At 74.5% G+C, this 22887-nt stretch carries 20 protein-coding genes and 1 pseudogene; 2 read left to right on the top strand and 19 right to left on the bottom strand.

All coding sequences use genetic code 11. The annotated features are described in order from the left end of the window. Positions 1 to 41: 41 nt before the first annotated feature. From BG482_RS22815 to BG482_RS22725, 19 genes and pseudogenes are all read right to left on the bottom strand, one after another. A complete protein-coding gene (locus BG482_RS22815) occupies positions 42 to 554 on the bottom strand; it encodes a LuxR C-terminal-related transcriptional regulator (protein ID WP_069771014.1) in 513 nt (170 codons plus the stop codon). 103 nt (positions 555 to 657) lie between these two features. Beyond that, positions 658 to 1596: pseudogene (locus BG482_RS22810) on the bottom strand (hydroxyacid dehydrogenase); the annotation flags it as partial. A gap of 45 nt (positions 1597 to 1641) precedes the next feature. Continuing rightward, the gene (locus BG482_RS22805; RefSeq protein WP_069770952.1) at positions 1642 to 2145 is read right to left on the bottom strand and encodes a flavin reductase family protein; all 504 of its coding nucleotides are present in this window, start codon (positions 2143 to 2145) and stop codon (positions 1642 to 1644) included. Continuing rightward, positions 2142 to 3155, bottom strand: coding sequence for a hypothetical protein (locus BG482_RS22800; protein WP_069770951.1), 1014 nt, complete (start codon positions 3153 to 3155; stop codon positions 2142 to 2144). Before BG482_RS22800 ends, BG482_RS22805 begins: the two co-directional genes overlap by 4 nt. Continuing rightward, the gene (locus tag BG482_RS22795) at positions 3152 to 3787 is read right to left on the bottom strand and encodes a 4'-phosphopantetheinyl transferase superfamily protein (RefSeq protein ID WP_079142039.1); all 636 of its coding nucleotides are present in this window, start codon (positions 3785 to 3787) and stop codon (positions 3152 to 3154) included. The genes BG482_RS22800 and BG482_RS22795 overlap by 4 nt, the downstream gene beginning before the upstream one ends. Next, on the bottom strand, positions 3784 to 4950 hold the full coding sequence (locus BG482_RS22790) for an acyl-CoA dehydrogenase family protein (protein ID WP_218108799.1): 1167 nt from the start codon (positions 4948 to 4950) through the stop codon (positions 3784 to 3786). The genes BG482_RS22795 and BG482_RS22790 overlap by 4 nt, the downstream gene beginning before the upstream one ends. Beyond that, positions 4943 to 6151: an acyl-CoA dehydrogenase family protein gene (locus tag BG482_RS22785; protein ID WP_256096452.1), complete on the bottom strand. Its 1209-nt coding sequence runs from the start codon at positions 6149 to 6151 to the stop codon at positions 4943 to 4945. The genes BG482_RS22790 and BG482_RS22785 overlap by 8 nt, the downstream gene beginning before the upstream one ends. Further along, complete coding sequence (locus tag BG482_RS22780; protein ID WP_069770950.1) at positions 6148 to 6420, bottom strand: acyl carrier protein; 273 nt, start codon at positions 6418 to 6420, stop codon at positions 6148 to 6150. Before BG482_RS22780 ends, BG482_RS22785 begins: the two co-directional genes overlap by 4 nt. Further along, a complete protein-coding gene (locus BG482_RS22775) occupies positions 6420 to 7736 on the bottom strand; it encodes a type III PLP-dependent enzyme (RefSeq protein ID WP_218108798.1) in 1317 nt (438 codons plus the stop codon). Before BG482_RS22775 ends, BG482_RS22780 begins: the two co-directional genes overlap by 1 nt. Further along, positions 7720 to 9234 (bottom strand): class I adenylate-forming enzyme family protein, encoded by a 1515-nt coding sequence (locus BG482_RS22770; RefSeq protein ID WP_069770949.1) that lies wholly within the window; start codon positions 9232 to 9234, stop codon positions 7720 to 7722. Before BG482_RS22770 ends, BG482_RS22775 begins: the two co-directional genes overlap by 17 nt. After that, positions 9234 to 10472: an acyl carrier protein gene (locus BG482_RS22765; protein ID WP_218108797.1), complete on the bottom strand. Its 1239-nt coding sequence runs from the start codon at positions 10470 to 10472 to the stop codon at positions 9234 to 9236. The genes BG482_RS22770 and BG482_RS22765 overlap by 1 nt, the downstream gene beginning before the upstream one ends. After that, positions 10462 to 11829: a TrpB-like pyridoxal phosphate-dependent enzyme gene (locus tag BG482_RS22760; protein ID WP_069770948.1), complete on the bottom strand. Its 1368-nt coding sequence runs from the start codon at positions 11827 to 11829 to the stop codon at positions 10462 to 10464. The genes BG482_RS22765 and BG482_RS22760 overlap by 11 nt, the downstream gene beginning before the upstream one ends. Continuing rightward, complete coding sequence (locus BG482_RS22755; protein WP_069770947.1) at positions 11826 to 12104, bottom strand: acyl carrier protein; 279 nt, start codon at positions 12102 to 12104, stop codon at positions 11826 to 11828. Before BG482_RS22755 ends, BG482_RS22760 begins: the two co-directional genes overlap by 4 nt. A gap of 110 nt (positions 12105 to 12214) precedes the next feature. Continuing rightward, the gene (locus tag BG482_RS22750; RefSeq protein WP_107450691.1) at positions 12215 to 13504 is read right to left on the bottom strand and encodes a glutamate-5-semialdehyde dehydrogenase; all 1290 of its coding nucleotides are present in this window, start codon (positions 13502 to 13504) and stop codon (positions 12215 to 12217) included. Positions 13505 to 13510: 6 nt separating this feature from the next. Next, complete coding sequence (locus tag BG482_RS22745) at positions 13511 to 14251, bottom strand: SDR family NAD(P)-dependent oxidoreductase (RefSeq protein WP_069770945.1); 741 nt, start codon at positions 14249 to 14251, stop codon at positions 13511 to 13513. Continuing rightward, on the bottom strand, positions 14248 to 14979 hold the full coding sequence (locus BG482_RS22740) for an alpha/beta fold hydrolase (RefSeq protein WP_069770944.1): 732 nt from the start codon (positions 14977 to 14979) through the stop codon (positions 14248 to 14250). Before BG482_RS22740 ends, BG482_RS22745 begins: the two co-directional genes overlap by 4 nt. After that, on the bottom strand, positions 14976 to 18245 hold the full coding sequence (locus tag BG482_RS22735) for an amino acid adenylation domain-containing protein (protein WP_069770943.1): 3270 nt from the start codon (positions 18243 to 18245) through the stop codon (positions 14976 to 14978). The genes BG482_RS22740 and BG482_RS22735 overlap by 4 nt, the downstream gene beginning before the upstream one ends. Further along, the gene (locus BG482_RS22730; RefSeq protein WP_069770942.1) at positions 18242 to 18496 is read right to left on the bottom strand and encodes an acyl carrier protein; all 255 of its coding nucleotides are present in this window, start codon (positions 18494 to 18496) and stop codon (positions 18242 to 18244) included. The genes BG482_RS22735 and BG482_RS22730 overlap by 4 nt, the downstream gene beginning before the upstream one ends. A gap of 355 nt (positions 18497 to 18851) precedes the next feature. Continuing rightward, positions 18852 to 19424 carry a CGNR zinc finger domain-containing protein gene (locus BG482_RS22725; RefSeq protein ID WP_069770941.1) on the bottom strand — a complete coding sequence of 191 codons (573 nt, stop codon included), beginning with the start codon at positions 19422 to 19424 and terminating at the stop codon, positions 18852 to 18854. Positions 19425 to 19566: 142 nt separating this feature from the next. On the opposite strand from BG482_RS22725, the gene BG482_RS22720 reads away from it, so the two are divergent. Continuing rightward, the gene (locus BG482_RS22720; protein ID WP_069770940.1) at positions 19567 to 20865 is read left to right on the top strand and encodes an MFS transporter; all 1299 of its coding nucleotides are present in this window, start codon (positions 19567 to 19569) and stop codon (positions 20863 to 20865) included. Between the two features lie 317 nt (positions 20866 to 21182). Then, complete coding sequence (locus tag BG482_RS22715) at positions 21183 to 22739, top strand: amino acid adenylation domain-containing protein (protein ID WP_069770939.1); 1557 nt, start codon at positions 21183 to 21185, stop codon at positions 22737 to 22739. The last annotated feature ends 148 nt before the right edge of the window (positions 22740 to 22887 follow it).

The raw sequence follows: 22887 nt of genomic DNA, 5'->3' as shown, positions 1-22887 counted from the left end.
CGGCGGCCCGGTGTCCGGGCCGCCGTCCGGGGTGTACCCCCTCAGCTCGCGAGCAGCCGCTCGCCGCGCAGGGCGACCGCCAGCTGCGCGCGGCGGCTGATCGACAGCTTGCGGTAGATGCGCGTGATGTGCTGTTCCACCGCGCGCGGCGACACCATGAAGTGCTCGGCGATCTGCCGGTTGGTCAGTCCGTCCAGCATCATCCGGGCGACCCTCAGTTCATGGGCGCTGAGCCGCCCGTCCGGCTCGGTGTCGTCGGCGGCCGGGCCGGCACACTCTGCTCGCTCCTCCGCTCCGAGCAGATCGTCCATGCCCTGGACCGTGACGTCCACGGTCAGCCGCTCCTGGGTGTAGGGGTCCGCGCCGAGGAGCCGGTGCGCCGCGGCCTGGTCCTGCGCCTTGACCACGAGCACCTCCCTGCGGCCTTCCTCCCAGCTTCCCCCGCCGAGCAGCACGCCCTGATGCATGAGCCTGCGCCAGTACGTCCGGTGCGCCGGCCGGAGCCGGTGCAACCGGGGATCGTCCTGGAACGCACGGCTGATGATGTACCGCACGGTCACCGCCTTCTGACGTGTCTCATCTGGCTCCGCCTCCTCACGCGGCCTGGGGCACGGGCCGGGGCGGGGCCTCCTGGGCGGTGGTCCGGCGGACCACCTGGTTGACCGCGTCCGGCACGGGCCGCCCCGTCAGGGCCAGGCGTACCGAGCGGGCGACGGCGATGCCGGCCTTCTCCTGCGCCTCGTCGGTGGACGCGCCGAGATGCGGGGTGGCCACGACCTGGTCGAACTCGAACAGCGGGGAGTCCGTGCAGGGCTCCTTCGCGTACACGTCGAGGCCGGCGCCGGCGACCCGGCCCTCCTTCAGCGCCGCGTACAGCGCCTCCTCGTCGACGATCCCGCCGCGCGCGGCGTTGACGATGCGCACGCCCGGCTTGACCTTGCGCAGCGCCTCGTCGCCGATCAGACCGACCGTCTCCGGGGTCTTGGGCAGGTGGACGGTGATGAAGTCGGAGACCTCCAGCAGCTCGTCCAGCGAGAGGACCTTCACGCCCATCTGGGCGGCGCGCGCGGGCTGCACGTAGGGGTCGTAGGCGACGACCTTCATGCCGAAGCCGGACATGCGCTGGGCGACGAGGGCCCCGATGCGGCCGAGGCCGACGACGCCGAGGGTCTTCTCGGCGAGCTCCACGCCCGTGTACTTGCTGCGCTTCCACTCGCCGTTCTTCAGCGCGGCGTCGGCCTGCGGGATGTGGCGGGCGGTGGCGAGCAGCAGACCGCAGGCGAGCTCGGCGGCGGTCACGATGTTCGAGGTGGGGGCGTTGACGACCATCACGCCGGCCTTGGTGGCGGCGCAGACGTCGACGTTGTCCAGGCCGACGCCGGCTCGTGCGACGACCTTCAGCTTGTGCGCGGCGGCGATCGCCTCGGCGTCCACCTTGGTGGCCGAGCGGATCAGGATCGCGTCGACGTCGGCGAGGGCCGGGAGCAGTTCGGCTCGGTCCGCTCCGTTGCAGTGCCGGATCTCGAAGTCCGGGCCGAGTGCGTCCACGGTCGCGGGCGACAGCTCTTCAGCGATGAGTACGACAGGTCTGCTCATGGGAGATTCCCTTCCTCGATGGGGGCGGGGCGGGCGGCCAAGACCTCAGCCACCCGCCGGGTACCGGCCCCCCGCGTACAGCACTGCGGGCGGCCGTTCGTCGGCGCGCGACCAGGTCACGGCGCCGGCGACGAGAGTGTGGTCGAACACGCGGACCGAGCTGCTGACGTGGCACACCGCGGCCACCGAGGCCGCCGCCAGCACCGGGACGCCGTGCTGCGGGTGCCAGGACACGCCGCCGAAGCGCTGGGCCGCGGTGCCCGTCGCGAACTGCCCGGCCAGGTGCCGGTCGCCGAACGCCAGCACGTTCACCGCGAAGGAGCCGCCGGCCAGGACCTGTTCCAGGGTCCGGCTCGCCGTGGACAGCGAGACGAGCAACGCCGGTGGGCGCAGCGACAGCGACATGACGGCGCTCACGGTGCAGCCGACCGGCCCGTCGGGGCCCTGTGCGGTGATCACCGCGACGCCCGTGGGCAGCCGGGCCATCGCGTGGCGGAACGCCTCGCCCGACACTGCGGGGGGCGCGGACAGCAGGCTCTCGGTCGTCATCGGTGCCCCCCGCCTTCGGGGCCGGCGGTGTCACGCAGGGTCCGTTTCATGATCGTCCTCTCTGGGGGGGGGAGGTCCGTGCCCAGGGCTTGCTGAGCGCTCAGCACCTGCTCGAGCGCGCGGTCGACGACGCCGGGGCGGGGCCGTCCCCGCGCGGCGGACTCGGCCGCGAACCGCAGCGTCCGGGGCAGTTCGCCCCAGGCCGCCGACGCGGCCGCGCCCGACTCGGGGTGGAGCCGGCCGTCGGCTACCGCGAACGCCAGCGCGTAGGTGTGGTGGCGGGCGGCCGCCCACAGGTCGTCGACGTAGCGGGCGAGCACGGTGGCGTCGGTGCGCAAGGCGCCGGCGATCGCCGCCAGCGACGTCTCCAGACGAAGGCTCCAGGTTCCCGGGCCGGGTGCGGCGCCGTCGTGGGACGGCCCGGCCTGCCAGGTCAGCCAGCGGTACTGCCCGGCGGGCGGGAGCGGTGTCTCCTGGCCGAGCGCGAACCGGTCGCGGCGCACCACCTCCGGCGGCGGGTCCGGCACGGGGGCCAGGGCCGCGGCCAGAGCGGCGTCGTCGATCCAGCCGTGGAAGGGTTCCTGGTCGCCGAAGGGGGTCAGGGCGGTGAAGTGGTCGGCGATGCGCCAGCGGCCCGCCCGGTGCTCGTGGATCAGCAGCCAGTGCGGGGCGTCCGCCCGCCCGTGGGCCGCCGCCCAGGGCAGATGGCGGGTGTTGCCCGCGGCCAGGACGCGCCGCTCGTGGTGCAGGGTGTCGAGCAGCGCGGCGCGGGCCGCCGGCCAGTCGGCCGCGCCGCGGTAGGCCAGCTCCCGGCCGTCCTGCGTCCGGTCCACCCGGGGATGGTGGGAGAAGGCCAGTTCGCCGGGGGGCAGGTCCAGGCGTACGGCGAGCCGGACGCCTTCGGCGAACCGGCGCCGCACTCCCGGCACGTCGGGCGCCAGGTGGGCGAGGAGGTTCGTCGTGTAGCAGCTGAGGTCCGGCATCGTGGCCGGCGCGGCGGTCGGGTTCACGAGGTGTCCAAGTCGTGGCGAGGGGCGGAGAAGGCGCAGCTCAACGGCGTCCGCGAGCGATCGCGCAGGCTGATCCACTGGAAGTCGTGCCACTGTCCGCGGCGGCGGCCGGGCTGGATGTCGATCGCCCACGGCCGGCCGGACAGCCCGGTCCCGGCCGCTTTGACGCAGGCTTCCTGTGCGGTCCACACCCAGGCGAACTCGGCCGCCCGGGTGCGCTGCGGCAGTGTGGCGACCTGCGGGGTGTGGGTGCCGAGGCAGCGGCGCAGCAACGCGTCGGGGACGCTGTCGGGGGGCTGCTGGACGTCGACGCCGACCCGGCGGCTCCGGGCGACGGCGACGGCGACGGCGTCCCCGTCGTGGGAGATGCTGATGCCCGTGCCGGGGGCTCCGGCGAGGACGGGGCGTCCCTGCTCCTCGGCGAGCACCGGCTCGTCGGCCAGTTCCGGGAGCGTGGTGCGCAGCAGATGCCGCAGCAGGGCGCGGCTGGCGAGGAACTCCTCCACCCGCCACCGCGGCAGGACGGCCGCGGCCGCCCGGTCGTGGGGGTGCGGGTCGGGACGGGCCCACTGGCCGCGTTCGCCCCGCGCCACCCAGACACCGGGTGTGACCTGGAGCGTCAGAAGAGTCATGAGCGCAACTCCGTGAGCAGGGTGTCCGCGTGATCGGCCACGGCGGCCAGGACCACCTCGGTGACGCCGCCGCCGATGCCCAGGACGCCTGCCTCGGCGCGGATGGTCTGGGCGCCGTCGCGGGCGAAGCCGTCGGCGCCCTGGAGCTGGGCGCAGGCGGCCAGCACGGGGTCGGCGACGAGGCCCGCCGCGGATTTCAGCAGGGCGGCCGCCGCGAGGTCCTGCCGGCGGGTGACCCGTTCGGCGAGGCTCTCGCACAGCGCGCGCAGCTGGCGCACCTGCACCAGGCAGGCGGCGTAGCGCTGGCGCACGGCGTCGTGGTGCCACAGGGGCCGCCCGTCGCAGTGCCGCCGGGTCAGCCGTTCCCTGGTGTCGGCGAGCACCCTGCTGGTCAGCGCCACCGCCCACAGGGCGCCCGCGAGGCGTTCGGTGCCCATGTGCCGGGCGAAGAGCGCCATGCCGCGTCCGGGCCGCCCCACGAGGTGGTCGGGCGGCAGCCGTACGCCGTCGAGTTCGACGTGCCCGGTCGCCGAGCCCCCGAGCAGGTCGCTGTCGGCCGGGCGCACGCGCACACCGGGCGCCGTGGCGGGCACGAGCACCCAGGTGAAGCTGGTGAAGTGCCGGCCGGGCCGGTGCCGGGCGAGGACCAGCAGCCGGTCGGCGGCGCAGGCGGTGGTGATCCAGCGTTTGCCGCCGGTGAGCCGCAGCCCGTCGGTTGCGATGTCCACCTCGGTGCCGAGGCCGGCCAGATCCGAACCCGCCGCGGCGCTGTCGGTGGCGGCGAGCGCCACCGTCGCCGACCCCGACAGCGCCTCCTGGAGCGCCTGCCGTACGGGTCCCGTCGCGGGGGCGCAGGCGGCGAGGAGCGGCAGTGCGGAGGCCGCCTGGACCAGCACGCTGAGGGTGACGCCGTTGTCGCCGCGGGCGTCCACGGCCCTGATGAGGTCGGCGAGCCGTGCGGGGTCCAAGGTGGCGGCGGTCCCGGTCCCCGGGCCGGGGCCGGGGTCCTCGTGGTCGTAGAGGTCGGTCAGGACGCCCGCCGCGCCGAGCGCCGCCCACACCTCGGACACCGGTGCGGCCACGGGAAGCGCGGCCAGCGCGGCGCCCGCGCGCGGGCGGTGCCGCGCGGTCGGGGCGCGATCCGCCTCGATCAGGTCAGGCAAGGCGCACCTCCGCGTCGAGCAGGGCGAGCTTGCCGTCGACCAGGTGCAGGCGGTCGTTGCTGTAGTTCAGGGCGGCCGAGCGCAGGTCCCGCAGGCTGTGTTCCAGGCGGGTGGGTGAGTCCTTGAGGTAGCCGTGCCGCATCCCGACGGCGTCGACCAGGTCGTCGACGGCCCGGTGGCACTCGTCCGCCGCGGTGATCTTCAGCGCGTTGAGCAGCAGCTGTACCCGGGGCACGCTGAGGTCGTCGGCGGTCGCGACGACCTGGCGGGCCCGGTCCAGCAGTGCGTGCACCGTGTCGATCCGCTGCCGGGCCCGGGACAGCCGGGTCAGCAGCAGTTCGGAGTCCAGGTCGACGCGCCCGCGGTTCTGCGGGGAGCGCAGCAGTTTCACGACGCGGGAGAGCGCGCCCGCCGCGGTGCCGAGCCAGCACGCCGACCAGCCCAGATGGGCCATCGGCCCGAACACCGTGGTCACGATGGTCCGGAACGCGCCGTGCTCCCCCACCACCTGATGGGCGGGGACCGTGCCGGTCAGCCGCAGGGCGACGCTGTGGCTGGCGCGCATGCCGAGCGGCTGCCAGTCGCCCGACCGTTCGACGGTGAGCTGGTCGCGGTGGGCGTAGACCAGCGACACCTGGTTCGGGGAGGCCGGGGGCGGGCTCTGCATGGTGACGAGGAAGCCGTCGGCGTACTCGCCGCCGGTGACGATCGGCGCGAAACGGTCGAGGACGAGCTCGCCCTCGCGTGCGGCGAGCGCCGACTCGCTGCTCAGCAGGTGGCCGCCCTTGCCGGCCTCGGTGGTGACGGACGCCAGGTACATGCGGCCCGCGGCGATCTCGGGCAGCAGCTCGTCCCGCAGCCTCTCGTTGCCGTGGCGCACCACCGCGGCCACCTGCTGGCAGTGCATCACGAAGATCATCGCCACGGACATGTCGACCCGGCCGAGGGCGATGCCGGCGCTCACCACGTCGTCGGTGCTGCCGCCGAGGCCGCCGTGCGAGGCGGGGACGAGCAGGCCGAGCAGGCCGCTGCGGCGCATCTCCTCCAGCGCCTCGACCGGGAACGACGCGTCCCGGTCGGTGCGTTCGACGTGCTCGGCCGCCACGCCGGCGACCCGGGCCACCCGGTCGGCCAGTCCCGCGGCGGTCAGCGGCTCGGCGGCCGGGGCCGGCCGGGCGGGGGCGAACGTCGGCGCGCTCACGCGGCCGTCACCTGGGTCCCGTCCGTGGCGTACTGCGCGTCGAGCGCGGCGCGCACCACGGTCCACAGGCTGCCGGCGGTGGCGAACGTGTCGTCGTTCATGTCGTCGTCCGCCAGGGTCACGCCGAAGGCGTCCTCGATGGCGAAGAGCAGCTCGATGGCCTGCATCGAGTCCAGGCCCAGCTCCCTCAGCGACGCTTCGGGGGTGATCTCCTGCTCGCCGAGGAACTTCAGGAACGGCGTGAGCAGTTCGGTGAAACGGGCGTCCATCACTTCACTCCAGGGTCGGTGCCGGCCGGGGCCGGGACGGTGGTGCGGGTCAGGTGGATCCGGGTGATCTCGGGGGCCGTGCCGGGGCGGTCGCCGTCGACGACGGCTTCCGCGGGCAGCGGATGGCCGAGGAAGGCGACGAGGCTCGCGCTCAGCCCGTACGCGCCGACGTTGGGGACGGCGACGAGGTCGCCGGGGGTGAGCGCGGGCAGCTTCGCGGCGCGCGCCCAGGTGTCGAGCGGGGTGCACAGCGGGCCGGTGACCAGGGTGTCGAGGAGCGGAGCGGCGTCGGCGTCGGGCCGGGCGCCGTGCGGCACCAGGCGCGGGTTCAGGGCGGGCAGCCGGCGCAGCCCCGACATGCCGCCGAGGTGGTTGATGCCGGACTCCAGGACGACGACGTCCTTGCCGTGGGAGCGCTTCACGTCGAGCACGGCCGTCAGCAGGACCCCGGCGGTGCCCACCAGGTAGCGGCCCGACTCGAAGACGACCCGGGTGCCGTCGGTGTGCCGGCCGGGCAGTTCCGCGTCGAGCAGCGCGGTCAGCCGCGGCCGCAGTCCCGACAGGTCGATCCGCTCGCCCTGCGTCGCGAAGGGCGCGCCGAAGCCGCCGCCGAGGTCCAGGACGCGGATGCGCGTCCCGTGCCCCGCCAGGGCCGCCGTCAGGGTCTTGGCGGTGCGCAGCGAGCGGGCGAACTGGCCGACCAGCGCGTCCACTTCGCCGAGGTTGGTGCCCATGTACAGGTGGAGGCCGACGACTTCGGCGTGCGGGCGGCTCGCGAACAGTTCGGGCCGGTCGAGCACCCACCGGGTGTCGGCGCCGAACTGCGAGGCCACGCCGGTCATCGCCAGGCCCTGGCCCGGCACCGGCTGGTCGTCGTTGACGCGCAGCAGACACCGTGCGGCGGTGCCGGCCCGGCCGGCCAGACGGTCCAGCTGGCCGATCGCGTAGGGGGAGTCCACGGAGAACGTCCGCACGCCCAGCCGCAGCGCGTGGCCGATCTCCTCGTCCCGCTTGCCCGGACCGGTGTACAGGACGTCCGCGGCCGGCCAGCCCGCCCCGAGCGCGGCCTGGAGCTCGCCGGTGGAGCACACCTCGGGCAGCGCCCCGCGCTCACGCAGCACGGCCAGCAGGGAAGGGTGCGCGTTGGCCTTCAGGGAGTAGTAGAGGCCCGCCCCGTCGGGCAGCGCCTCCACCAGCGCGCCGTGGTTGCGCCGGACCTCGGCCAGGTCGTAGACGTAGGCCGGGGTGGGCAGGCGCGTCAGGACGTCGTCCGGCACCGGCGGGGCCGGCCGGACGGTGCTAGCGGGTGCGGACACGGGACGCCTCCTGCGCCAGGGCGGCGAGCGCCTTGCGGTCGATCTTGCCGTTGCCGGTCAGCGGCAGCGCGTCGACGACCAGGCAGTGGCGGGGGATCTTGAACTCCTCGATCTGCTCGCGCAGGCCCTGGAGCACCTCGGCGGGCGACAGCTCGCCGACCGCGAACAGCACCGCGGGGCGCGGGCTCTGCGGCGGCAGGACGGCGGCCGCGCCGACGGCCGGGACGCGGCGGGCGGCGGCCTCGACCTCGGTGGCGCTGACGCGGAAACCGTTCTCCTTGTAGAGGTCGTCGCGCCGGCCCTCGAAGTACAGGTAGCCCTCCTCGTCCACCCACCCGTAGTCACCGGTGTGCAGTTGCGGCAGCAGGCCCTCCACCCGGTGGAAGCGCTGCGCGGTGAGCTCCGGGCGGCGCCAGTACCCCGCCATGACGTTCGGACCGCGCACCACGATCTCGCCGACCTCGCCCGCAGGCCTGCGGCGGCCCTCCTCGTCGACGACGAACACCTCGGTGCCCGGCAGCGCGCGGCCGCTGGAGCCGGGCCGCTCCAGGTCGGCGTCGGGCGGCATGATCGTGGCCCGCTTGCACTCCGTCAGACCGAACATCAGCTGCACCCGCAGCCCCGGCAGCGCCGAACGCAGCGCCTGGAGCGTCTCGGCCGGCATCGCCGCGCCGGTGTTCGTGAGCAGCCGCAGCGGCGGCCGTTCCCGGGAGGTCCGGCGCAGCAGCCGGGCCAGGGCGTCGGCCACGGACGGGACGGCGGCGAGCACGGTGGCGCCCGTGCGCACCAGGTTGCCCAGCAGCGCCGGACCGACCTCGGCGGGCCGGCCGATCACCACGTGGGCGCCGGCCTGCGCCGACAGGAACAGCTGGTAGAGGCCGTAGTCGAAGGACAGGGGCAGCGGGCTGTAGACGACGTCGCCCGCACGGTATTGCAGCACCGACTGGATGGCCGTGGCGGCGAACGTCACCTGCTGGTGGGTGCTGACGACGGCCTTGGGCAGCGAGGTGGTGCCGGAGGTGTAGATCAGGCACACGGGGTCGACCGTGAGCGGGCCGGGCGGCGCGTCCCGCGGCACGGGCGAGCCGGTGAAGGCCACCGCGGCGACCGCCCGTGTGTCGGCCGTGCGCACCCCGCGGCGCTGCGCGGCCGACTGCGAGTCCGGCGCGTCGGTGACGAGCAGGGCGGGCTCGCAGTCGTCGAGGACGTGGTCGAGCTGGATGCCGTGGACCTGCTCGTGCAGCAGGGAGAAGGCCACTCCGGCCCTGGAGGCGGCGTACACCAGCGCGGGCTGGGCGGTGGAGCCCGGCGCGCAGATGACGAGCCGGTCGCCGCGCCGCAGTCCGCAGGCGTGCAGCCAGGCGGCCAGCCGCCGGGAGGCCGCGTCGAGTTCCCGGTAGCTGAGGGTGTGGCCGCCGCTGGTCACGGCGGGCCGCTCGGGCCACCGGGCGGCTGCCCGGTCGAGCAGGTCGTGCAGCAGGTCGGCGTGGGCGGACATCAGTTCCCTCCGGTGCGTGCGACGGGACGGGCGGGCTGCGGCGCCGTGCCGGCGGGCAGGGCGCGCAGCACGATGCGGCAGATGCCGTCGACGTGGTGCAGGTTCTCGGGGACGAGGTCGTCGGCGTCGAACTCGACGGACAGCTCGCGTTCGAGGCGTTCGACGATCTCCACCACCCGGAACGAGGTGAAGCCGGGGACGTCCGCCAGCGGCCGCCCCTCGAGCAGGGCCGCCGGGTCGGCCTTGAGCACGGCGCCCGCGGCGGCCGCGACCCGGACCCGCAGCGGGGCGGGCAGGGGTGTCGCGTCGGCCGGAGGCGGCACGGCCGCGGGGACCGTCGCGGGGCCGAACGCCTCGCGGTCCCGGCCGAGTCGCTCCGTCAGGCGCGTGAAGACCTCGCGGGTCTCGGGCCGGCCGCGCTCCACCCGCCGGTAGCCGAGGTAGACGCTCTCGGCCAGCGACTCCCACGCCTCGACGTGCGCGAGGGCCGCGCTGTCGTCGGCGAGCAGGCCGCGCGAGCTCAGGAAGCGGGCGTGCAGCCTGCGGGAGCGGGCCAGCAGCCAGGTCTCCAGGGTGAGCCGGTCGAGGGCGGCGCGCCGGTCGGGGTGCTCCGCGTACGCGGCGACGTACCGGGCGGCCGTCTCCTCGTCCGCCAGGTCCACTTCGGCCGCGGCCGGGGCGGGGGGACCTCCGGCCGGGGCGAGGGTGACCACCAGCGCCGGACCGGGCACGGCGGCGGCCAGTTCGGCGCGGCTCAGCGGGCGGCGGAGCGGGCGGGCGCTGCCCCAGGGCGTCTCGTTGTGGTAGCCGTCCACCACGACGGCGTCCGCGTCGCCGGCCGGCTCCAGCAGGAAGCTGTGCTCCATGTGCCGCCGCCCGGCATACGGCACCCACGGCAGGTGGAAGGCGTCGGCCACCACGTAGCGGCCCTCGGCCGGGGTGAGGGTCTCGCCCGGAGCGGTGGTGCGGCGGTCCAGGACGGCGAGCCCGAGGCGCTGGGCGGCCTCGGTGAGCTGGTCGGCGGCGGAACGTTCCACCGTGGGCAGTCCGTCCGGGCCCGGCAGCGGGCGGAAGCGCAGCACGGCACCCAGGTCCAGCGGAGCTCCCGGGCCGTGCCAGCGCTCGGCCAGGATCGCCAGGTTGACCTGGACGCAGTCGAACAGCGGCCATTGCACGCACGCGGGGAGGGATGCGGAGGCGGGGGCGGGCACGGAGGCGGGGTCGAGGTCAGCGGACATGAACGGCTCCCGCACCCGCCAGCTGCTCCACCGGCTCCAGAGCGCTCACGGCGCGGCGCAGCGCCTGCGGGTCGGGCGCCTCGTCGCTCAGCTCGCCGTCCAGGAACTGCTGGTAGGCCCCCAGATCGAGGTAGCCGTGGCCGCTGACGCACACCACCACGCCCTTCTCGGCGCGCAACAGGCCGTTGTTCCCCTCGGCTCCGGCGCCCGCGAGGCGCGCGGCCGCGGCCAGCGCGTGACCGGACTCCGGAGCGGGCAGCACCATCTCGCCGCGGGTGAAACGGCGGCCCGCGTCGAGCGCCTCGACCTGACCGACGGCGGTGGCCGCGATCTGGTCGCGGTGGCGCATCGCCGAGAGCACCTTCGCCGCGCCGTGGAAGCGCAGGCCGGCCGAGTGCGAGTCGGGGATCGGGTAGGAGCTGCCGATGGTGTACATGGCCTCCATCGGCCCGGTGCCGGTGGCGTCCGTGCGGTCGTAGGCGTACGTGCCGCGGGTCAGCTTGGGCGTCGTGGCGGACTCGGCGGCCACCAGCAGCGGCGGCTTCTCGCCCGCGGCGGCCGCGGCCGAGAAGAACGGCAGCGCGATCCCGCCGAAGTTGGAGCCCGCGCCCACGCAGCCCACCACCGCGTCGACCGATGCGTCCAGGCCGGCGAGCTGGTCGGCGGCCTCCAGACCGATCACCGACTGGTGCAGGATGCTGTAGGTCTCCCCGCTGCCGATGCAGAACGCCGCGCCCTCGGTGCGGGCGGCGTACTCCACCGCCTCGCCGATGGCCAGCGACAGGCTGTTGACGTCGCCCCCGGCCTGCCGGGCCACCTCCGTCAGCGGGCTGGGGCTCGCGTGCACGGTGGCCCCGAGGGTCCGCATCAGCGTGCCCCGGTACGGCTTGCGTCGCAGGCTGCCCCCGACCATGAAGACGGTGCACTTCATCCCGAACAGGGCGCAGGCGGCCGCCAGGGCGGTGCCCCACTGCCCGGCGCCGGTGCCGCTGACGAGTTCGCGCACACCGGCCCGCGCGTAGTAATAGGCCTGCGCCAGGGCGGTGTTGAGCTTGTGACTGCCGGAGATGTTGCCGCCCTCGTACTTCACGTAGATCGGCACCCGCGCGCCGACCGCTCGCTCGAAGCCCCGGGCCCGCCACAGCGGCGTGGGCCGGAACGCCCGGTAGGCGTCGGCGACCTCGGCCGGGATCTCCCAGTGCTCCTTCAGCTGCACGCTCTGGCGCACCAGCGCCATCGGCAGGTTGACCTGCACGGTGCCGCCGCCCGCGGTCTGGGGCGTACGGTCCGCGGGCAGCCGCTCGTCCAGGTGCGGCAGGACGCTGCGCCAGCGGGCGGGCAGTTCGACAGGGCTCATCGGGACGCCTCCGCCGCGGACAGGACGATCTCGATCAGGTCGTGGACGGTCCGGAAGCTGCGCCCGACGAACAGGTCGTCGGGCAGGACGATGTCGAGTTCGTCCTCCAGGCGCACCAGCATGCCCACGAAACCGAGGGAGTTGACGCGCAGGATCTCGCCGTTGAGCGGCTCGTGGTCGTCGATGTCGGCAGGCCGCAGGGACAGCCGGGACTCGGCGATGACCACGCGCTTGACGGACTCGGTGACCGCGGCGCGGTCCAGTCCGGTGATCATGGTTCCTCCGTGAAGGGTCGGGAAGGCCTGGAAGGCTCCGGGAAGGCCGGGAAGGCCGGGAGGGCCGGGAGGGCCGGGAGGGCCGGAAAGGACCCGGCACGCCCGAGAGGTCAGGGCCGGGACGCGGTCAGGGGGCTGCGCAGCGTGCCGCGCGCCTCGACGACCCAGCTGTGGGTGACGAGCGAGCCGAGGGTGACGGGGCCGCGCACGTGCATGCGGCCGGTGCTGATGGAGATCTCGGAGCCGAGGCCGAGCGTGGGGCCGTCGTGCAGCCGCAGCGAGCCGTTGACGACGATCGCCGCGGCGTCGACCCGGCGGGTGAACTCCTCGCTCACACCGGCGTCCCGGGCGAGCACGCCCTCGGTGTGCCCGGAGCCGTAGCGCCGGATGTGGGCCAGCGCCTCGTGCGGGCCGTCGACCGCGCGGACGCCGATCGTGGCGTCCAAAAACTCCCGGCCGAGGTCGTGCTCGTGCAGGTCCTCGATCCGCCAGGGCCGGGCGCCGGCCCGCCCGTCGGGCCGGGGCACCCGCGGGTCGAGCCGCACGGCCACCTGCCGGTCGTCGCGCTCGGCGGCGCGCAGGATCGCGCGCACCAGGTCACCGGCGACCTCGGCGTCGACGAGCAGCATCTCGGCGGTGTTGCAGGCGGTCGGCTCCGGCAGCTTGCTGTCCAGGGCGACCTCGGCGGCGAGGTCCAGGTCGGCGCTGCGGTGCACGTAGACGTGGTTGACGCCGCCGCCGCTGGCGATCACCGGGATCGAGGAGGCGCTGCGGCAGTAGTCGATGAGCGAGGGACTGCCCCGCGGGATCAGCACGTCGACGGCGTCGGGCCGCTTCAGCAGGGCGCGCAGCTGCGTCCGGTCGGGATCGTCCAGGACGGTGACCAGCCGGGCCGGCAGTCCCGCGGCCTCCAGGGCTTCACGGGCCACGGCGGACAGCGCCTCGTTGGTGCGGGCGATCTCCTTGCCGCCGCGCAGCAGCACGGCGTTGCCGACCGCGACGGGCAGCAGGGCGCCCTCCACGGTGACCGTGGGCCGGGCCTCGTACACCATGAACACCACGCCGAGCGGCTTGGGCGTCCGCAGCCGCACCCCCCAGTCGCCGACGGGGACCCCGGCCTCGGGGGCGGTCACCTCGGCCAGTTCGGACAGGACGGCGCGGGTCAGCTGCCGCAGCCCGTCGAGGTGGGCGTCGGTCAGGCGCAGCCGGTCGAGCAGGACGGGAGACAGGCCCCGCTCCGCGGCGAGGGCCACGTCCTGCGCGTTGGCCTTCAGGACGGCCGGCCAGTGGTCGGCCAGGCGGTCGGCGAGTTCACGGCAGTAGCGCGCGTACGCCGGGTCGCCGGTCGGCGGCGCGGCCGCCAGGGCGGCGCGGGCGGATGTGAGCAGTGCGTCGGTCATGATCTCCTACCACATGAACTGGCCGCCGTCGACGATCAGCTTCTGGCCGGTGACATAGCCGCTGAGCGGGCCCACGAGGTACTCCAGGGCGTCGGCGATGTCGTCGGGGGAACCGATGCGACGTTGCGGGATCTCGGACAGGACGGCGGCACGGTGTTGGGGTTCGTTCAGCCGGAACCGGGTGACGAGCTCCTCGGTCCCGGTCATTCCGGGGATCAGGCAGTTGACCCGGACGGCGGGCGCCAGCTCCAGGGCCAGGCACTTGGTGAGCTGGAGCAGCCCCGCCTTGGCTGCCGCGTAGTTGACGCCGTTGAGCCGGGGGCGGATGCCCGTGGTGGCACCGACGTTGACGACGGTGCCCTCCCCCGCGGCCAGCATGGCCGGGGCGAACGCCTGGGTGAGGTGGAAGGGTCCGGACAGGTTGGTGTCCAGGACGCGCTGCCAGTCGGATGCGCTGAGGTCGAGGAACGGGCGGTCGATGTTGACGCCGGCGTTGTTCACCAGCACCCGCGGCGTGCCGTGCTCGGCGAGGACGTGCCGGGCGGCCGCGCGCACCGCGTGGCTGTCGGCGACGTCGGCCCGCACGGCGATCAGGCCGTGCTCGCCGGCGGCCCGCAGGGCGGCCGCCTCGTCGGCCCGGTACAGGGCGACGGTGCGGTACCCCAGGCGCACCAGGCGCTGGGACATGGCCAGTCCGATGCCGCGGGTGCCGCCGGTGACGACGGCGAGCGGACGGGATTGGGTCATCGCGCGTACTCCTGTGCCGCGGAGGTCGTCCGGGAGAGGAACTCGTCCAGGTGCCCGAGCAGAGCGGCCTGGTGAGCGGGGTCGAAGACCTCGAAGTGCCCGCAGTCGAGGTGCCGTACGGCCAGCCGGTCGGCCAGGCTGCGCCAGCGGTCGATCTGCCGGGCGCGGTGCTCGCTCTCGCAGGCGACCAGCAGGGCGGGCCCGGCGCCCCGGACCTCGGTGCGGTGGGCGGCGCTGGCCCGGATGTGCGCCAGCGCGGTGGCCCGCGCCCGGTCGGAGTCCCGGCCGCCGCCCAGGGTGGCGACGGACCGTTCCACGGCGGACAGCAGGTCGGCCCGTACGGTGTCGCCGGTGCTCTCCCGCTCGGGGAAGCTGTCGATGAGGACGACGGCGGGCGCCGGCCCGTCCTCGGCGAGCCGGGCCGCCAGCTCCCAGGCGATCACGCCGCCGAGCGACCAGCCGATCAGCAGGTTCGGCCGGCGCGGCAGCCCCGTCACCAGGCCGAGGTACCTGCGGGTCATCTCCGGGACGCTGTCGTCGGGTTCCTCACCGGCCAGCAGGCCGTCGGCGCGGATGCCGTGCACGCTGCCGTGCCGGGCGAGCCGGCTCGCGACGCCGAGGTACTGGGCGAGCCCGCCGCCCGCCGGGTGGATCAGCAGGCTGTCCAGCGGACCCGGCCGCTGCGCGAGCAGGACCAGCAGGCGCGTGTCGCAGGCGGGGGCGGTCATCGCGCACCGTCCCGGGAGCGGGTGATCCAGCCGGCCTGGGCACGGATGGTCGGGTCGAGGAAGAAGTCGAGGACCGGGATCTGCACGCCGTGGCGTTCCTCGATCGCGGCGCGCGCGCTCATCACGTTGAGCGAGTGGGCCCCGTAGTCGAGGAGCGAGCGGTCGACGGGGACGTCGGCGCGCCCGAGCAGCTCCTGCCACAGGTGCTGGAGCCACGCTTCGAGCGGGTCCCGCGCCGTGGTGACGGCCCCGCCGGCGGACGCGGCCTCCTCGCGGACGGCCTTTTCCGCCTCCTTCAGCAGGGCGGGGCGGTCCACCTTGCCGTTGCGGGTGACGGGCACGGAAGCGACCTCGAACACCCGCGAGGGCGCCATGTACCCCGGGACCGCGCCGGCCACCCGGCGCCGCACGTCGTCGGGGAGCGGCGAGCGGCCGTCCTCCGGCACGAAGAACAGCGCCAGCTGCCGGTCGGCCCCCTCCCCCAGGACGGCGGCCACCGCGAGGCGCACGTCGGGGTGGGCGGCGGCCGCGGTCTCCAGTTCGCCGAGTTCCACCCGGTAGCCGCGGATCTTGACCTGGTCGTCGTCGCGGCCCAGGAAGAGCAGCGTGCCCTGCTCGTCGCGGAGCACCTGGTCGCCGGTGCGGTACATGCGGGCGTCGTCCCGGTCGCCGCGCGGGTCGGGCAGGAAGCGTTCCACGGTGCGCTCGGGGTCGCCGACGTACCCGTGCGCGGGGCAGGCGCCGCCCAGGTGCAGCTCGCCCGGCACGCCGAGGGGGGCGAGGTGGCCGGTGGCGTCCACCACGTGGGCGGTCGTGTGGGTGATCGGGCGGCCGATCGGGACGTGGTTCGGCAACGGTCCGGCCCCGGTGAGCCGGTGTGTGGTGACGGCGTGCGTCTCGGTGGGGCCGTAGAGGTTGACCAGGCTGATGTGCGGCCGGTCGGTGAAAAAGCGCCGGATGCCGTCGTCGAGGAGCAGCTGCTCCCCGGAGACGCACAGGTGGCGCAGTTCCGGCAGGTCGTCCCCGGCGTCCTGGGCGGCCCGGGTGAAGGGGCGCAGGGCGGCGACGGGGAGGTAGACGTGGGAGATCCGCAGCGCGCTGACCCGGGCCAGTACCGCGGGCAGGTCCCTGCGGTCGGCCGGCTCGCGCGAGACCAGGGTCCCGCCGGCCACGAGGGTGGGCACGATCTCCTGGAAGGAGACGTCGAAGCCCAGGGGGGCGTACTGCAGGAAGCGGGTGCGCTCGTCCATGTCCAGCGCGTCGAGCTGCCAGGCGGTGAGGTTCACCAGCGGACCGTTGCCCATCAGCACGCCCTTGGGGCGGCCCGTGGAGCCGGAGGTGAACATGATGTACACCCCGCCGTCGCTGCCGTCGCCGCCATCGCTGCCATCGCCGCCATCGCTGCCATCGCTGCCCTCGCTGCCGTCGCTGCCGTCGCTGCCGTCGAGGACGGTGCTGCCGTCGAGGACGGTGCTGCCGTCGCCGCCCGCCGCGGCCTCACCGGCCGGGGGCGCGGCGTCGTCGCCGGCGGCGGCCAGTTCGCTCAGCGCCACGACCCGGGCGCCGTCGACGGTGCCGTGGCCGACGACCAGCCGGCAGCCGGCCTTGCCGGTCATGTAGGCGAGCCGCTCACCGGGCAGGGTCAGGTCCAGCGGCAAGAACACGGCCTGCCGCTCGAGCACGGCCAGAACGGCGACGACCGTGTCCCCCAGCGTCGGCGTGGTCAGGCCGACCACGGTGCCGGGGCCCACCCCGTGCCGGGCCAGACCCGCCGCGGCGCAGCGGACCAGCTCCTGGAGCTCGCCGTAGGTCACACGGCGGCCGTCCTCCTCGACCGCGGTCGCCTCGGGCCGCCGGGCCAGGGCCGTGCGCAGCCAGCGGCGCAGGTCCGGGTGGGCCGGCCGGCGCCAGAAGCCGTCATGGGCGCGGGACTCGTCCGACGAGGCGTCCTCGAAGAGTTCGGCGAGGACCGTGCCGGGGCGTTCGACGGCCTTCTCCAACAGGCCGGTCAGTGAGTCGGCCAGCGCGCCGACGAGCGGTTCGGGCAGCAGCTCGCGGTCGTGCTCCAGCTCGAGGAGCCAGCCGTCAGGACCGGGGGTGACGCCCAGCCAGAGGTCGAACTTCGCGGTGCCGTTGCCGTGCTCGCGCACCCGCAGGACGGCGGAGCCGGGTTCCGCGTCGGTCGCGTCCTGCATCGCGAGCATGCAGGAGAAGACCGGGTTGCGGTTGGTCGAGCGGTCCGGTGCGACAAGGCGTACGACGCGGTCGAAGGAGACCGCCGCACTGCCCTTCACCCGGTCCGCCTCGGCGCGGACCGTCTCCGTGACGAAGACGTCGAAGGGCTGGTCCCAGTCGACGTCGACGACGAGCGGCAGGGTGTTGACGAAGAAGCCGCACAGGTCGAGCGAGCCCAGCGTGCGGCGGGCAAGCACCGGGCTGCCGAAGACCACGGGCGTGTTGCCCGAGTGCCGTGCGAGGAGCGCCGCGTAGAGGGCCGAGAAGAAGACGAACGGACTGACGCCGAGCTCCGCGCAGACCTCGCCGAGGGCCCGGGAACGCTCCGGAGAGAGCCTGATCTCCCGACGGGCCCCGGTGAAAGCCGTGGTCGCGGGGCGGTTCGGCCGGGGGTGGAGCACAGTGGCGGGCGCCGAGCGCAGCCGGTCGGCGAGTTCGGCTGCCGCCCGCTCGACGTGCTCCTCGTCGGCGGCCGACTGCTGCGCGGCCAGCTCGCGGCACAGGGCCCGTTCACGGGCGACCCGCACCCGGTCGACGTCGAGCTCCGCGCGCAAGGCCGAGGTGAGGTCGCGGACGAACTGGCGCAGCGAGAAGCCGTCGAAGACGAGGTGGTGCACCACCAGCAGCAGCGTCGAGCGGGACCGGTCGACGGTGTGCAGCAGGACCGTCCGCAGCAGCGGGGGCCGCTCCAGATCGAAGACGTGGCCGCCGAGTTGCTCGAGCAGTTCGGCGCGCCGCCGGTCGAAGCCGTCGGCGTGGGTCGGGACCACCCGCAGCGGCGCCTCGTCCGGGACGGTTCCCAGTTCGGCGTGCGGGGCGGGCCGCTCGCGCACGGCGAGGCGCAGCGCGGGCTGGACGGCCAGCACGGCGCGCAGCGCCGGGCCGAGGTCCGCGGGGGCGAGCGCCGGGTCCAGTTCCAGCTCGGCCAGGACGTTGTAGAGGTGCGGGACCGGCACCGAGCCGTGCACGACGAGCAGGCCCTGCTGGGCCGCCGTCAGCGGCAGGGTGGCGAGCTGCGGCGCGACGGTCATCGCACGCTCTCCGCGGGCACGAGAAGCCCGTGCAGCCACTGCTGGAGATCCCCGACCGTGCGGAGTGCGGCGAGGCCCGTCGGATCGATCTCCTGATCCGGGTCGGGTATCAGCTCACTGGCGATCCGCACCAGGGAGAGTGAGTCCAGTCCGACCTCGGCGAGCGGGGAATGGTCGTCGAAAGGCACACGCACATGCCTTTTGACCGCCGAAAAGATGTCGCCGCCGGTCACGTCGTCCGTACGGTTCATTAATCAGGCTCCTCAGGGCAACGGTCACTTTTATGACGCTCGAAAGATGATTCAACGATTGCCGAAGAGCGGTCAAGCAGCGCCTGCGAGGGCATCGAGTTCTTCGATGGGACGCCATCGGATAACTCGATGGGACGCCATCGAATTCCTCGATGGGACGCCATCGCTTTTCTCGATGGGAAAGCCCGGAAAGGGTGGCCGGGGAATGCGCGAACGGGGGTTTCGCGAGAGGGAGGGCGGGCCGCGGGTGCGGGTGCGGCGGATCCGGCGCGGCCGGGCGGGGTGCGGCCGGTGGCGCCGTCAGGGGCGCGCCGTCAGGGGCGCGCCGTCAGGGGCGCGCCGTCAGGGGGCGCCGTCAGGCCTGCCGGTCGGCTGCCACGGCGGCCTGCTTCGCCGAGTGCCGACGGGCCTTGGCGCGGTTGCCGCACACGCGCATCGAGCACCAGCGGCGGCTGCGGTTCTTGGACACGTCCCAGAAGACCCAGGCGCAGGCGTGCTCGGCGCAGCGCTTCAGCCGGACGGCCTCGCCGGTGACGACCAGTTCGCTCCAGGCGATCGCGAGGCCGGCCAGAGCCTTCCTGACCGGCGTCAGGTGCGGCGCGGGGGACAGGACACCGCCGTCCCGGCCGGCGCCGCGGACCGTGATCAGCACGGGAAGCTCCCGCAGGGCCTCGTCGGCGCCGGCGAGGAGCGCCGCGTCGGCCGTGTCGCCGACGTTGACGCCCAGTTCCTCCCGGATGCCGGCGCGCAGGCGCAGGCACACGGCGTGGTCCTCGGCGCCGATCCGGCGTTCGCGGTCGAACAGTCCGCGGGCGACGAGCCATGCGGACAGCGCGCCCGGCGTGGCCAGCTCGTCGGTGCCGAGCTCCACGTCGACGGTGTTGGCGAAGGCCTCGATCAGCTGGGCGGACGGCGGGGCTTCGGACATGGGTCATCTCCTCGCAGAGACTCCAGCGTACACCCGGCCTAACCGGCTAACAGCTTGACCGGGTAGCGGACATCGCTCCGCGCGTGTCAGACTCGCCTCCTCGGGAATAACCACTGAAGTCGATAGCCGGTTAGGGGAAGTGATGAGCGACCAAGCCGTCCAGACCGCGAAGGCCCCGGTGGCAGCGGTTGCGGACACCCGCACGGAGCCCGCCGCGCGACACGGCGGCCGCAACGCAGCCGTTCTCCTCGCCTTCACCGCGATCACCAACCTCGCGGACGGCGTCACCAAGATCGCCCTGCCGTTGCTGGCCACCCGCGCCTCCGCCTCGCCGGCCCAGATATCGGCGGTGTCGCTCACCCTTTCGCTGCCCTGGCTGCTGGTGGCCCTGCACGTCGGCGTCCTGGTCGACCGCGTCGACCGCCGGCGCCTGCTGTGGGGGGCGAACGCGCTGCGGCTGCTCGCGCTCGGCGCGCTCATCGAGGCTGCTTTGGCCGGCCGCGTCACCATCCCCGTGCTCTGCGTCGTGGGCGCGGTCCTCGGCGTGGCCGAGGTCATCGCGCTGACCTCGGCCTCGGCCCTGATCCCCGCCCTGATCCCGCCGGAGGGCCGCGAGCGGGTGAACGCCTGGATCGCCGGGGCCGAGACGGTCTGCAACGAGTTCTGCGGCCCCTTCGTCGGCGGCCTCCTGCTCGCGGCGGGCACCGGCTTCGCCCTCGGCACGACCTGGGTGTCCTACCTGGTGGCCGCCCTGGTCCTGCTCCTGCTCGCCGGCCGGTTCCGCGCCGCCGCAGACACCTCGCCGGCCGGCGCCGGCGCCGGCGAGAGCGTCAACCGGCAGATCACCGGCGGGCTGCGCTACCTGTGGCAGCACACGCTGCTGCGCACCATGTCCCTCGTCCTGACGGTCCTGTGCGCCTGCTGGGGGGCCTGGCTGGCGCTCATGCCGCTGTTCGCCACCGACGTGATGCAGCTCAGCCCCCGCCAGTACGGGACGCTCCTGAGCGCGCTGGGCATCGGCGGCCTGACCGGCGCCCTCGTCGTGACCGGGGTGAACCGGACCCTGGGACGCCGCTGGGTGATGTTCGCCGACCTGGTCGGCACCTTCGCGATGATGGCCGTGCCCGCGCTGACCACCGGCCTCTGGGCGGTCGCCGCCGCCGCCTTCGTCGGCGGCATGGGCGGCACCCTGTGGACGGTGAACGCCCGCACCATCGGGCAGCGCCTCGTCCCCGACTCCATGCTCGGCCGCTACACCGCCGTGAGCCGCCTCTTCAGCTGGGGCGCCATGCCCATCGGAGCCGGCGCCATGGGCCTGCTCGCCGAATGGCTCGGCCTGCGGCTCGCCTTCCTGGTCTTCGCCGCGTCCGTGGCCGTGACCGTCGTCCCCTTCCTGCGCGTCCTGACCCGTTCCGCCCTGGCGGAGGCGTACGGCGACTAGCGGGCCTCCCGCCGCGCCCTCCCGAACGGAAATTCGCGCCCGCGAGCCTTCGAGGGCCCATGAGAGCGCCGCCCGCCACCGAGCGGGCGGCGCTCTCATGGGCCCTCACTGATACTCCTCGGAAAGGCCGCCCGCGACACATACGGAATTCAGAATTTCTATGGTCACGCGGCAAGGGACGGGCGCACCCTTGCGTCCTTCCGGGCACCCGCGCATATCGTTCTCGCTACGCCTCGACAGAACATTCCATTTTCTTGTCGCGAAGCCGAGAGCTGTTCCGGCGTCATGCGACGCGTCACGGAAGAGGACCGGACATCATGAACGCCACCTGGACCATGTACGACTGGTTCGCGGCCTCCGTAGCCGAGCACGGCGACCGGCGGACCGCACTCGAGGTCGCCGGGGAGCACCTGACGTACGCCGAACTCGACGCCACCGCCCACCGGCTGGCGGCCGTACTCCTGGCCGCACACGGCGGCGTCCCCTCGCGGGTGGGCCTGCTGGCGGCCCGCAGCACGGCCGCCTACGCGGGCTATCTCGCCGTCCAGCGGCTCGGCGCCACCGTCGTCCCGCTCAACCCGGCGTTTCCTCCCGCCCGCAACGCCACGATCGCCCGCGACGCCGGTCTGGACCTCGTGATCGCCGAGGAGGGCGCGCCGGGCCACGCCGACCTGCCCGTCCCGGTCGTCGTGCTGTCGGCCGAGCGGGTGCGGGCGCTGCGCGCCGGCCCGGCGCCCGAACTCCCGGCGTCCACGGCCGGACCCGACGACCTCGCATACATCCTGTTCACCTCCGGGTCGACGGGACGGCCCAAGGGCGTGCCCATCGCCCACCGCAACGTCTCTGCCTATCTGAGCCACGTCATCGCGCGCTACGAGCTGGGGCCGGGCGCCCGCGTCTCCCAGACCTTCGACCTGACCTTCGACCCGTCGGTCTACGACATGTTCGGCGCCTGGGGCGGCGGCGCCACCCTCGTCGTGCCCGGCAAGGAGGACCTGCTGTCGCCGGTGCGGTTCGTCAACCGGCAGGGCATCACGCACTGGAACTCCGTCCCGTCCGTGGCGTCCATCGCCCGGCGGCTGCGCGCGCTGAAGCCCGGCGCCATGCCGACGCTGCGCTGGAGCCTGTTCTGCGGCGAGGCCCTGATGCTGAGCCATGCACGGGCCTGGCAGGCCGCGGCCCCCGGCTCCGTCCTGGAGAACATCTACGGCCCGACCGAGATGACCGTGACGTGGACGGAGTTCCGGCTGCCGGCCGACGCCGACGACTGGCCCCGTCCGGCCAACGGCACGGTGCCCATCGGGACGCCCTACCCCGGTCAGGAGCACCTCGTCATCGGCGAGGACGGCCGCCCGGCCCTCGACGGCGAACTGTGCGTGCGCGGCTCGCAGCGCTTCCCCGGCTATCTGGACCCGGCCCACGACATCGGCCGGTTCCTGTCCTTCGACGGCGAGCGGGCCGTCCCGTACGACGGTGCGCAGCCGCTGACCGCCGCACACTGGTACCGCACGGGCGACCGGGTCACCACCCTGGACGGGGCGCTCGTCCACCTCGGCCGTCTGGACCACCAGCTCAAGATCCGCGGCTACCGGGTGGAACTCGGCGAGATCGAGTCCGCCCTGCTCGCACAGACCGGCGTGACCGAGGCCGCCGTGGTCGCCCTGCACGGCCCGGACGGCGACATCGAGCTCGCGGCCGTGTACACCGGCTCCGCCCGGGACGCCGAGGCCCTCCTCGACGACCTGCGCGAGCGGCTGCCCGCCTACATGGTGCCGACCGTCCTCACCGCGCTGGACGCACTGCCGCTCAACGCGAACGGCAAGATCGACCGCGGGGCGCTGGCCACCTTGCTGACCGCCCCGGCCGCGGCCTGATCCGCTCCCCCGCCACGGCCCCGGCGGCCGGGCTCCCCGCGCGGGAGCCCGGCCGCCGGCGCGTGGACGCGCCCGCCGTCCCGGTGCCCCCCGATGCGGCGAGCGCCCTCCGGTGACGCGCGCCCGCACCGGCGTTGTGCCCGCCACG

Origin of the sequence: Streptomyces sp. LUP30 (genome assembly GCF_001746365.1) — a bacterium.
Taxonomy (GTDB): domain Bacteria; phylum Actinomycetota; class Actinomycetes; order Streptomycetales; family Streptomycetaceae; genus Streptomyces.
Note: the sequence above shows the minus strand (reverse complement) of the source record. Positions and strands in the feature narration are given on the sequence as shown.